Genomic DNA, 11,875 nt, shown 5'->3' with positions numbered 1-11,875 from the left:
AGAGCTTGAATTGTATCTATCTTAGAGCTAAAACCTATAAATTCCTAAGTAAAATTAATTACTATTATTTATTACCAGACAGTACAAAGTTCTCGGTAGAAAAAAAACATTCCCCGCTCTTATGTCAGGGAATGGTGCACACTGGTTAATGATTCTTAAATTTGACCAGCTAATACTCTCGGGATGCATATAATACTTCGTCTAGAGCAAATATTGATCAACTTACATCCAGTGTTTAGTCGTGATGCCACTTATGAATGCTTCGTTATACTAATTTCGGGCATTCTTTTATGCAACCAACATCGGGTAGTTACGAGTTATTGGCTTGCCGTGGGACTAATACAACATTTTTCATATCTATTTAAGTAGAGCATTTTTTTTGATAAATGGTATAATAGTTAAAAAATTGAAGTCTTACCCAGACGATGGGTAGTAGAGAGAACTTTTGCATGGCTAGTTCAAAACCGACATTTAGCTATCAAGTATGAACAACTACCTGAGATTAGTGAAGCTTTGATTTAAACTGCAATGATTAGATTGATATTACCAAGGCTTAGTACTAAAAACTCAGGCCATTCTTAAGATTTGTTTTACAAATCTTCTCTTAGCGATCGCTTGTTTCTTCTTGTCAATTTTTATCAATTGCCTGATGGTCTGTGGTCATAACTTCTTACCTCTAACCCTAATAAACTATTTTAAGCTTGACACGCCAGTAGGAGGAAAACACTTTTCATAGAACTCCTCTAGGTAATTATTTCACATCACAAGAAGCGAAACTACTTTAAACATTTTTAAAATGGATAAATTCTCAGAAGTCATTTATAACAAATCTTCATCATCTAACCCTGGTCTTGGCATAGGTAAAATTTTAGACTTATTGAGTTGTCGCAACCACATCCCGCTGAAAACAGCAATAATCATAAATATCCAACCAATAGTTGGCTTAAGTAACAGGAAACCACCAGTCGCCAACAACGCTCCAAACAATAATAATATAGATGCCAGAACCTTTTGTAAATCCTTACCCAAATTTTGTGCAGGAGCTAAACCAGTGCTTACTCTTTGCCGTTGCCAACCAGGACCACCGGGGAGCGATCGCCGATAAAAGTCTTCTAAAGTAGCATCAGACTCTTGCGGTGTAATCAACATTGCTACCACCCACAAAACTGTTACAGTTACAGTAATAAAGATAATTCGCAAACCAAAATCTTCTATTTTGAAGGCAGGAAATAAACTAGTTGCCATCCCCACAAAAAAGCTAGCGACAATAGCAGTTAATTCTGCTGCTGCATTTACTCGCCACCAAAACCAACGTAAAACTAATACCAACCCCGAACCTGTTCCAATAGCTATTACTAACCTAAATACTGTTGCCACATCTTTAGCAAAAAATGCAGCAACTCCTCCTAAAACTGTTACTAATAGAGAAGAAAGTCGTCCTACCAAAACTAATTCTGCCTGAGTAGCATCAGGTTTAATAAATCTTCGATATAAATCATTAGTAATAAAAGAAGCGCCCCAATTAATAGAAGTAGAAACTGTACTCATAAATGCTGCCACTAAAGAAGCAACAACTAAGCCTAAAATTCCTGGAGAAAGAAAATCAATCATTAATTTAGGATAACCCAATTCTCTATCTTGTAAATCGGGGTAAATTATAATAGAAGCTAAAGCAACTAAAATCCAAGGCCAGGTTCTAATAACATAGTGCATTATATTAAATAACCAGGCTGCTTTTTCTGCTTCTGTTTCATTTTTTGCAGCAGCAAATCTTTGTACAAATTCTCCTCCTCCATCACTGCGGCGCCAAGACCACCATTGAATAGCAATATAAGCAAAAAATGTACTCGCAGTTATGCCTGCTGTTTTGCTAAAAGTAATCCAAGAGTTACCATTTCCACCAATAGTAAAAGGTGCAAATGATAAAATATCTTTGTCTGGGATAACTTGAGGAATTTTAATAATTAATTCTTGTATTCCACCCACACTATTAACAGCAAAAAACGCTACAATAATTGCCCCAAATAGTGCTAGAAAAAATTGGAAAAAATCTGTAGCAACTACTCCCCATAAACCAGATAAACCAGCATAAATTAATACAAATATACTTACACCTATCACACTTAATAATTTGAGATTATTGGCATTAGCATCAATACCTAAACTTTGCCAAATTTGCAATGCTTCAACAACTTTAACCATAGCTAACATAGCATAACCAATAGCAATACAATTCATAGGAATAGCAAAGATAAAAGCTTTTACTCCTCGTAGAACAGCTGCCATATTTCCGCCGTAACGAATTTCAGTTAATTCAGCATCAGTAATTACTTCCGAGCGTCGCCACATTTTAGCAAAAATATAAATCATAATTACATGAGAAACAGCAAAAATCCACCATTCCCAATTACCAGCTATTCCTCGGTTAGCTACAACCCCTGTAATATAAAGAGGAGTATCTATGGAAAAAGTTGTAGCTGCCATACTTGTACCTGCTAACCACCAAGGAAGCGATCGCCCAGAAACAAAAAAGTCTGCTAAACTTTTTGCACCTTTGCGAGATAGATATAGCCCCATCCACATAGTTAAAATAAGGTATAGTAAAACAATTAGCCAATCAATTAGTTTCATAAATTTTTAGTTAACAAGTAATCCCTTTAGAATTTACCATATTTATTCATTTTTTAATACTCTATAATTTACCACTTACTAGGATATGTAAGTAATTTAGAATATTAACTTAATTATTTAGCTATTAGCGCTCAACTTCTTAGCTCTAAACAATAAGACTATGGAATGAAGGACAGGGTTTATATGAAAATAGACTTTAAGGTTAAGGAAGCTATTTTTTTTACTAAGATTTAATTCTGGATAAATCAATAATTTTTTGCTCTAAAAGTAATAGTTAATAGCTGATTATATGTAGCGATCGCCAATAATTTAACTTTCAAATTTTAAATCTGGAAAAACGTAATATTTTCAATATTAATATCAAGAACTAATCAATTATATTGGCTGATCACTACACTGCTAACAGAGAGCTGTGCCGACCCAATATTTTTGGCTAAATGTGAAATATAAAATTGTCCAATAGCTAAAACAATACTTACAGAAAGATACTTAATGTTTGATAACTGTATTATCAATCAAAAATATACCAACAAAGTATTATTAAACATAAATATTACTTATAAAAATTGGTATCACTTCAAAATAACAGTGTGTGAACTCACGGGGCAAGGCAAGCTCATCTAAAATTTTATTGACAAATCAATATTTTGATAATCTGCTTGCAATACAAGCTTTTCAAGGAATTATAAATATCACAGAATTTTCATATTATCGGTTTTATTGCTTAACGAGACTTTAGTAAAAAATATATTTAAAATAGCATCAAACTGTTTTTTGATATATCTGGGTTTGAGCTATTTCTAACCCGAGCAATGTACTTTCCTTCTCCATGTTGGGTTTGAAGCCATTTTCACTGTCAAAAATATCAAAGTACTGTTAACAACTGGAATATATTTTCGTCACTAAATTAATCTCAAAAGCTGTCAGGACAATACGATTAGAAAAGATACTATTTGTCAATAATTGTTAAAATGAGCTGGCCCTACCTCATGGGGGGGTAACAAACATACATTGATAGCTTGCTTGTCACCCCGTGAGAAATTTTTTTCTAGTTAAAAAAATAAACTCTGAGGGAAAGAAGAGGTTGACTTTTTACTTGCGCGTAGTACTATACAACTCAACTTTTTTTGTAAGCTCTAATCACTTCCTAAGATACTTATCAATAAAGCTTTTTGAGCGTGCATTCGATTTTCTGCTTGCTCCCAAACTAGTGATTTCTTTCCTTCTATTACTGCATCAGTAATTTCCTCATCCCTATGTGCTGGTAAACAATGTAAAATTATTACATCATCTGCCGCACTTTCTACCAACTTTTCATTAACTTGATAAGGCTGAAAAATAGGAATTCGATTATTCGCTTCCTGTTCTTGTCCCATGCTTGCCCAAACATCAGTATAAAGCACTTGACTATCCTTAACTGCTACCTGGGGGTCTTGAGTAACTAGAACTTCACTTTTACCATTAGCAATAGTCTTTGCTTGTTCCACAATTTCCTTATTTGGCAGATAATTTTCTGGAGTTGCTATCCTGACATTTATTCCTACCATTGCACAACCTAATAGTAAAGAATTTGCCACATTATTACCATCACCAAAATAACTTAAAGTTATTCCATCTAGCTTGCCAAAATTTTCTTGAACAGTTAATAAATCAGCTAATATCTGACAAGGATGTTCCCTATCTGTAAGAGCATTAATAACAGGAATTTTTGCATAATTTGCAAAACTTTCTAAGTCTTTTTGTTCAAAAGTACGAATTGCTAAAATATCTAAATATCCGTCTAAAACCCTAGCAGTATCTTCCAAACTTTCTCCCCGACTAACCTGAGTAACATTAGGATTCAAATCAATAACTTGACCTCCCAATTGATACATTGCTACGGTAAAACTTACCCTGGTTCTTGTAGATGCTTTAGAAAATAATAATCCTAGTACTTTATTACATTTAAGATTTATTTCACCCGATTTTAGTTGGGCTGCTAATTGTAAAATTTCTTTTAATTCTTCAGAATTCAAGTTTGCCAGACTTAATAAATCTCGTCCTTTTAATTTATCCATAATTTACTACTAATGTTAGGTCAATAACCTTTAAAAAAGATAAGAACAGGTTTAATAAATGGCAGCCAAATTTTTACAACTAACCATTTTTCTTTAAAACCGCCATCACAAATTTTAAAGGGACTGGAATCAAGTTTTTTTATTGTTCTTGATGAGCATATTTTGACACTTCCTAAGTATTTATATATAAGATCTTATAATGTCTTTATTAAGTGCCTATAAAAAATTAATTTAATATTTATATTTGGAGAAAATCGACAAAATATAATCAGTTTTTTAGCCTTTTAATATCCAAAAAAATAAGTTTTTTGTACTGACAGATAAAATCATCTAAAGATGACTAAAGGTAGGGAATTTGTTACAGCTAATTAATCACGGTAAGCTCATTTTAAGAGGGTATCTGTAAAAAAAAATTAAAATAAAATGAGGAGTAAGTAAAACAGAGAAAATCTAACTCGTCAACTAGAGCTGAAACATTGAGAACATGGCTCGCTCTCAACTATTCCAAAGAGCTAAGGTATCGCTACTTGGCAAATGATAGCTCCCATGCTAGCTATGGCTTTTTCTGAAACATCCAGAGGAAGGAAACAAACAGTAGAGTTACCAGAAGTTGTTAATAGTATTCTCTACAGTCATCGTAGTGGTTGCACCTGGGAACTCTTACCCCATGACTTCCCACCGGCCTTTACTGTGTATGGTTGCCGAAAATGTCAGGAGTCTTGGAGTCTGGCAATGAATTCACGATCGCCTACAAGTTCATGAAAGTTTTGAGGTTGGATCTCAACATTGGGTGCTGGAGAAAACTTTAGATAGGCTTAGACGCCAAAGAGAACTCAGTAAAGATTAGGAGGGTTGAGCGGAAGTAAGTGAATCTGTTGTTCATATAGCCGTGATTTCACTGATGTTAAATCGTCTTGTCACTTAAAGTTTTATTTATAGACGTCCTTTAATACTATTTCTAAAAAAAAATGCTATACTTAATACTCCTCTTAAATATATGTAAAAAAATCACTTATTCATATATGCGTACGTCAAAACTACCATTATTGATAACTTACTTAATCAGCCGGAGCTGGTCAATTAAAATTGTTGATTATATCTACTTTTTCTAAAACCTCAATGATGAACTACCATCCTGTTAATGAAGCGACAAAATCCTGGTTAATATTTAGTATAATTTCCTTAAATATTTTATCAAAAAGTCTGATAAATCTCCAAATATTATCCACTTCAGCTTTTGTTTTATTGCTAATCATAACCTCTCTACCAGATTAAATTCTAGACAATAACTTTGTTTAAATATGATAATAATATTATTAAAAAAAATTAAGTTTAATAATTGATAGTATCCAAAGCTATCTACTTGAATTAGATGTAAATAATTAGAGTAATTATGGAAAAATATATCCGAAAATATTTAAATAAAAAATTATATAAACTAAAAACTATAGAAAAAAATCCTAAATTGGGTTTAATTTAATCCATATAAATACAAATATTTAGACTTCTATTGTTGAGTTTATTGATCCTTAATTCCTTTAATAGTTATTACTTTTAAAGTAATAGTTTTTCATCTATTTCTAGCTTTATAACTACACCATAACCTAATTTTTTTTACAGGATTTTTCCTAGAATTTAAATTTTTTAATAGCTTTTTCTAGCAATTATGGCATTTTTTTTACTCTTCAAAATTTGTTAAATTTTATTTAATGCTTACTGGAAGAGGCACTTTTATTTAACATTTAAGTACTCATAAACATACCTTTGTACTATTTAGTATTGGAAATTAATATCACATACTACTTTTAACCATATTTGTATTTAATTACAACCACTAAAACCTTCATATTTTTCTAGTTAAGCTCCAAGTTTATTTTCTAATATGGGCGATATTTCCCTAGGTTTACCAACAATTTTTTTCTTGTTCAATAAACCTTCTATAACCAATTTTATGTAGGTAACAAACCATCATGATCAAGTTGTACTATGACATCCTAATAACATTCATATATATTCAATAGTATTTGCTGCTCCTATTAAGTGACAATATAATACCTGTACGTTTGAAGAGAGAAACAATAGCTGTAACCAATTTGCCTAACTAAAGATTCAACTGATCCTGAACCGACTAAACCTCCTATAGCTTGCCTGACCTAGTAGTTAATAATACGAGATTGATGCTTTCTCAACTATTGAATCAAAGTATTTGAACCTCAGTTATTGATGTTGACTCAGATAGGGAATAGAATTAGTGGACTGACCTTGCCAGAGATAATTTCACACTTGATCCTGCTGCACTTGAGTTCCTTGCACTTTGTATAAGTTTCCCATAATTATGATAGCACTCCAATATCTCTTCCCGTTGCTGTGCTGTGCCCAGAGTCACAAAGATATCCCATACTCCGTCATCTTCATCTCCTAAGCAGGGGAACTTTTCTTCCAAAAGTTGGCAATTAATTCAAGATCATGATCCTTCATTATCTTTAAAAAATGCTACCTTGACTTAACTTTGTATATTGAGGGCAATGTATTCCCACCATTTACTTACTTGCCAAACGTGGAGTGCGTAACCTCACCATTGCTCCATCCAAACTTATTTCTTTTTTCTCTTCCTCCAACTGCCGTTTGTCATGAACCTTACCCTCTCTAATTCGATAGAACTAAGACTCGCCGCTCCCGAATTTTGAGGATTAGATGTTTACGGGTTAGACGCTTTTTTTGACATGAGTAATGATCTTTCTGTTTCTATTGGTCTTGAGGACGTTGAATGAGTCGCTCTGTCCCATAAATCATTACTTCTGTGACAGATGGAAATCTAATTATGAACTCCTCTATAGCTTCTAATTTACATTCTAGTAAGACTCTGCCTTCGGTCCAATGCATTATCCAGTAATAGTTGTAGTCTTAACATCCAACAGTATGCTCGGCTGCGGTGTAGGTTAAACAATAATCCAGGCACATAAAAGGTAGGGTAGCATTTAAAGTAGAACAATATGAAAAATAGCTTGTCTTTAGGCTCTAACAACCAGACTTTTCGTCATCCTCCTATAGTCAGTAGTCCTTGTTTTTACATTGTAGCGTTGGCAGAGCCTAGTGGCGGCAGCTATATCGCTTCCAACTTAAGTTAGACACACAAAGCTTCTAATAATTCATCGAATGCCTTACGGTTTAGTTCAGTCAATGCCCTTAATAGGCAGTCTTCTTTTAGCACTCAATTTATACTAACATTGTCCTATTTCCAACTCCCTACTAATTCTTAATTTACCTTATAAAGTCACAACTCTATATTACCAAGGCTTTAGGGGAAGTGACATAATTCAATATTCAGACATTGCTTTACACACCAATAAAATTATACCTCATTGATCTGAACAACTCTATATTGAACCTCCCTAGGTCTTCAGAAAATCCTTTTTTACTCAATTTTTTAACCACACTCCACACCCAAAATTAAGCAAAATTTTCTTTAACTGTAAAATAGCTATGTACAATTCACAAAGAGATTTGAGACTTAAATTTTTCAATAAGTATCCTAGTATAACTATTCAAAGGATAATCTAAAGCCACTTCAGGAGTTACCCACTCCCATCGTACAATTTCTTCATTAGGCACAACATCTTCTCCATCAGATGTTGCCCAATAATTAAACATAATAAAATGAGCCTCCTTATAAAATTGTGGGTCTAGTATTGCCTCATGGAACATAGCAAAGCAAATATTAGTTAATTTCAACCCCACCTCCTCTGTAAATTCTCGCGCCACAGCAGCTTCTAAACTTTCTCCCCAATCAACCTTTCCCCCAGGTACTCCCCATGTACCCTTCCATTTTGTCGTTTCAACAATTAATATTCGATTAGAAGGTCCTTTAATTAAAGCACCGACTGTCACAAGAGGAAATTGTGTCTTAATTTCTGACTTTTCCATAATATGCTTGGTTAACTACCTAACGCTAATGCTATCACTATAAACTGAGACTCTCATCTTTCCAGGGAATTTCATTTAACATAAAAGACAAAACTATACAGGAAAAGTAGCGGTCAAGGCTGGAGTGTTCCATAACATAAAAACCCCTACGAAAAAATCCCTACTATATACATAGTGGTAGTAGCTACGTAAGTCTTAACCGTGTTAAAGTTATGGAACATACTTTTTGAAAGTTGTCAACTATATTAATTACCATTTATCTACTAAGTCTACTTAGTTGAAGCGTAGGACTTCTCCCTAAAGTTAAACAGACTTAATTTGAAATTGGTACAATCTGAAAAACTATTGTGATTGTAATAAACGATAAAGTATTACCCTTTGCTTTTTGTTTAGCAATATACTAGATGTCTTAAACTAATCTGAGATAATCATTATTTTTACCAAGGAGCAACAATGCGACTATCTCAAATGTTATTGGTCACTTTACGGGATGACCCTGCTGAAGCAGAAATTCCTAGCCACAAACTCCTCATCCGTGCTGGATATATTCGTCGTATTGGTAATGGTATTTACGCATATCTCCCCTTAATGTTGCGAGTCATCAATAAAGTTTCCACAATTGTTCGAGAAGAAATGAACGCTACTGGCGCCCAAGAATGTTTGCTTCCCCAACTCCAACCCGCCGAACTTTGGCAAGAGTCTGGTCGCTGGGATACTTATACCCAGGCTGAGGGTATCATGTTTTCTTTAATTGACCGTCAAAATCGAGAATTAGGTTTAGGGCCAACTCATGAAGAGGTAATAACTACTATTGCTAAAGATATTATTCGTTCCTATAGGCAACTACCCATACATCTCTATCAACTTCAAACTAAATTCCGAGATGAAATTCGTCCTAGATTTGGGTTAATGCGAGGTCGAGAATTTATTATGAAAGATGGCTATTCCTTTCATGCTGATGAGGAAAGTCTGAAAAAAACTTATCAGGATATGGATAAGGCTTATCGAAATATGTTACGTCGCAGTGGGTTACAGTTTCGGGCCGTTGATGCTGATTCTGGGGCCATAGGTGGTTCTGCTTCCCAAGAATTTATGGTTTTGGCCGATGCTGGCGAGGATGAAATTCTCTATACCCAAGATGGTAAGTATGCGGCAAATATGGAAAAGGCTATCTCGTTGCCTGTAGATGTAGAAGCTTCACCTTTTGATACTTATGACAAATTGGAAACTCCTGGTACAGAAACTATTGAAAAGATGTGTGAGTTTCTCCATTGTTCTGCAACTAATATAGTCAAAAATGTTTTGTACCAAGCCGTTTATGATAATGGGATTAGTGTTTTAGTATTGGTGAGTATTCGGGGAGACCAAGATGTTAATGATGTGAAGTTGTTGAATGAGTTGACTAGGTTAGCTGGAAATTATGAGGCCAAAACTGTTTTGGCTTTGAGTGTACCGGATGTGGAAGCTCAAAAGAAATGGGCAGCTAAGTCTTTACCTTTGGGTTATATTGCTCCAGATTTATCTGATGATTATATCACTTCTAGTAAACAGGTTAGTCCTAAGTTCCTACGAATGGTCGATAAAACAGCAGTATACTTGACAAATTTTGCAACTGGTAGTAATGAACTAGGTAATCATATTGTGGGGGCAAATTGGGGTCAAGAATTTGCTTTGCCAAAGTTGGTGGTAGATGTGCGAAAGGCTAAAAAAGGCGATCGCGCTGTACATGACCCTAGTAAAACTCTAGAAACTGCTAGAGGCATTGAGGTGGGTCATATATTTCAGTTGGGGACAAAATATTCTGAAGCTATGGGAGCAACCTATACAAATGAACAGGGCCAGGAAGTACCATTGTTAATGGGATGTTATGGTGTGGGAGTGTCTCGTTTAGCCCAAGCGGCAGTAGAACAGTCTTATGACAAAGATGGTATAATTTGGCCTGTGGCTATTGCTCCCTATCATGTAGTTATTTGTATTCCTAATATTAAAGATACTCAACAAATAGAAGTAGCAGGAAATCTTTATAAGGAATTAAATGAAGCAGGAATAGACACTATTTTAGATGACCGAGATGAACGTGCAGGTGTTAAATTTAAAGATGCAGATTTAATTGGTATTCCCTATCGAATAGTTACTGGGCGATCATTAAAATCTGGCAAGGTTGAACTTATAGAAAGATCTACTCACCAATGCCAGGAAATTGTTGTCGCGCAAGTATTATCTACCTTAAAAGACTTAATTGAGAAAGCATTAAAATAATTTATTCACCCTTGAAAAATTCAAATATAATTTTTCCCTTATTAATTATTGCTGTGTTTTTACTAATAGGACTTACACCACTTAATCAGTCAAATTGAACTATAATCCAATAAGTTCAGTTAAGGATTTTTTGGTAATTCTGTAATCTAAACGGCTACTCTAATTAATTCTTAATTCATGAGTTTTAGTTTTATCTAAACCTTATTAGAATATATTTGGGCTTAAGCGCTACGCGGCAGAAATGAAGTTAACCCTCCCCTGACCCCCAGCATACCAAGCAAACTAAGTAGGTGGCGTGAAAAAACTTAGCTATATTAATATTTGTGTACTGAATCTAAGATCCTTCACACAGTTGATTTGAGGTTAATTTACATTTTGTTACATAGCGACAAATTTCAACACCAACCTACTTAGTTTCAAACAATGGAAGTAGAATAATTTATTGAAGCTACTACAGTTTTAAAGAATAGATCCTATAATATAAAATATTCATGCATGAGTTTTAAATGAATGAATGTATGACTTTCGTAAAACGGTATTACAGGAGTAAGTTTTTAAGAAGCATTGGGGAGAATAATCACTTTTATTCAGCTAATATTACTCACCCTATAGTCTGATATCTGAAGCCTTTTATATTTCCTGATCAACTAATAGCTGAAACATTTTTTATACTACTTTTTAAAGCACGGAATATAGAAGAGAATAAAACTATTGTAAAACTCAATCAAAAATCTAGTCTAATCCTTCTTTAAACATACTTAATTATTCCATTTATTTACCACTGTACTACTTGAAATCTAAGATTGTGCTAATTTCTAGAAAAGAAGCATTACACATTTACCAAACCACCGAAAATTTATCTGTTTTTGTTAGGCGTATTTAGAATGCTAACCTTTCTAAAGAATTAGGTCTCCCATTTAAATTTTCAAGAATATGAAAGAAAAGAATTGTTGATATCCAAGTATCATAAAAAGTAGGTATTTTATTATAATAATCAGGTAACA

General features: G+C 33.8%; 8 protein-coding genes and 1 pseudogene. 3 read left to right on the top strand and 6 right to left on the bottom strand.

Annotation, left to right across the window (positions count from 1 at the left end):
- Positions 1-408 precede the first annotated feature (408 nt).
- A pseudogene (locus TERY_RS27345) lies at positions 409-522 on the top strand (transposase); the annotation flags it as partial.
- A gap of 297 nt (positions 523-819) precedes the next feature.
- Here TERY_RS27345 and TERY_RS06145 read toward each other — a convergent pair.
- On the bottom strand, positions 820-2,631 hold the full coding sequence (locus TERY_RS06145; protein WP_011611024.1) for a sodium:solute symporter family transporter: 1,812 nt from the start codon (positions 2,629-2,631) through the stop codon (positions 820-822).
- Positions 2,632-3,767: 1,136 nt separating this feature from the next.
- Complete coding sequence (argF, locus tag TERY_RS06140) at positions 3,768-4,688, bottom strand: ornithine carbamoyltransferase (protein ID WP_011611023.1); 921 nt, start codon at positions 4,686-4,688, stop codon at positions 3,768-3,770.
- A 534-nt stretch (positions 4,689-5,222) separates the two neighbouring features.
- Between argF and TERY_RS06135 the strand changes: the two genes are divergently transcribed.
- Positions 5,223-5,450 (top strand): transposase, encoded by a 228-nt coding sequence (locus tag TERY_RS06135; RefSeq protein ID WP_011611022.1) that lies wholly within the window; start codon positions 5,223-5,225, stop codon positions 5,448-5,450.
- Positions 5,451-6,936: 1,486 nt separating this feature from the next.
- Here TERY_RS06135 and TERY_RS32500 read toward each other — a convergent pair.
- The 4 genes from TERY_RS32500 to TERY_RS06130 all read right to left on the bottom strand — a co-directional run bounded on the left by TERY_RS32500 (position 6,937) and on the right by TERY_RS06130 (position 8,612).
- Entirely contained in the window at positions 6,937-7,131 is a 195-nt protein-coding gene (locus TERY_RS32500) for a hypothetical protein (protein WP_155994334.1), read from the bottom strand.
- A 302-nt stretch (positions 7,132-7,433) separates the two neighbouring features.
- Complete coding sequence (locus TERY_RS34640) at positions 7,434-7,571, bottom strand: hypothetical protein (protein WP_196797349.1); 138 nt, start codon at positions 7,569-7,571, stop codon at positions 7,434-7,436.
- Complete coding sequence (locus TERY_RS27340) at positions 7,534-7,680, bottom strand: transposase family protein (protein WP_196797228.1); 147 nt, start codon at positions 7,678-7,680, stop codon at positions 7,534-7,536. Before TERY_RS27340 ends, TERY_RS34640 begins: the two co-directional genes overlap by 38 nt.
- A 500-nt stretch (positions 7,681-8,180) precedes the next feature.
- Entirely contained in the window at positions 8,181-8,612 is a 432-nt protein-coding gene (locus tag TERY_RS06130; RefSeq protein WP_011611021.1) for an NUDIX domain-containing protein, read from the bottom strand.
- Positions 8,613-9,065: 453 nt separating this feature from the next.
- Between TERY_RS06130 and proS the strand changes: the two genes are divergently transcribed.
- Positions 9,066-10,871 carry a proline--tRNA ligase gene (proS, locus tag TERY_RS06125; protein ID WP_011611020.1) on the top strand — a complete coding sequence of 602 codons (1,806 nt, stop codon included), beginning with the start codon at positions 9,066-9,068 and terminating at the stop codon, positions 10,869-10,871.
- The last annotated feature ends 1,004 nt before the right edge of the window (positions 10,872-11,875 follow it).

Origin of the sequence: Trichodesmium erythraeum IMS101 (assembly GCF_000014265.1) — a bacterium.
Classification (GTDB): Bacteria; Cyanobacteriota; Cyanobacteriia; order Cyanobacteriales; family Microcoleaceae; genus Trichodesmium; species Trichodesmium erythraeum.
This window is presented reverse-complemented; position numbering and strand designations above follow the sequence as displayed.

What these genes read in the sequence shown, in the direction of transcription:
- TERY_RS06130 (WP_011611021.1), bottom strand. Translation starts at nt 8,612, where the DNA reads ATGGAAAAGTCAGAAATTAAGACACAATTTCCTCTTGTGACAGTCGGT.
- TERY_RS34640 (WP_196797349.1), bottom strand. Translation starts at nt 7,571, where the DNA reads ATGCATTGGACCGAAGGCAGAGTCTTACTAGAATGTAAATTAGAAGCT.
- TERY_RS06145 (WP_011611024.1), bottom strand. Translation starts at nt 2,631, where the DNA reads ATGAAACTAATTGATTGGCTAATTGTTTTACTATACCTTATTTTAACT.
- TERY_RS06135 (WP_011611022.1), top strand. Translation starts at nt 5,223, where the DNA reads ATGATAGCTCCCATGCTAGCTATGGCTTTTTCTGAAACATCCAGAGGA.
- proS (WP_011611020.1), top strand. Translation starts at nt 9,066, where the DNA reads ATGCGACTATCTCAAATGTTATTGGTCACTTTACGGGATGACCCTGCT.
- argF (WP_011611023.1), bottom strand. Translation starts at nt 4,688, where the DNA reads ATGGATAAATTAAAAGGACGAGATTTATTAAGTCTGGCAAACTTGAAT.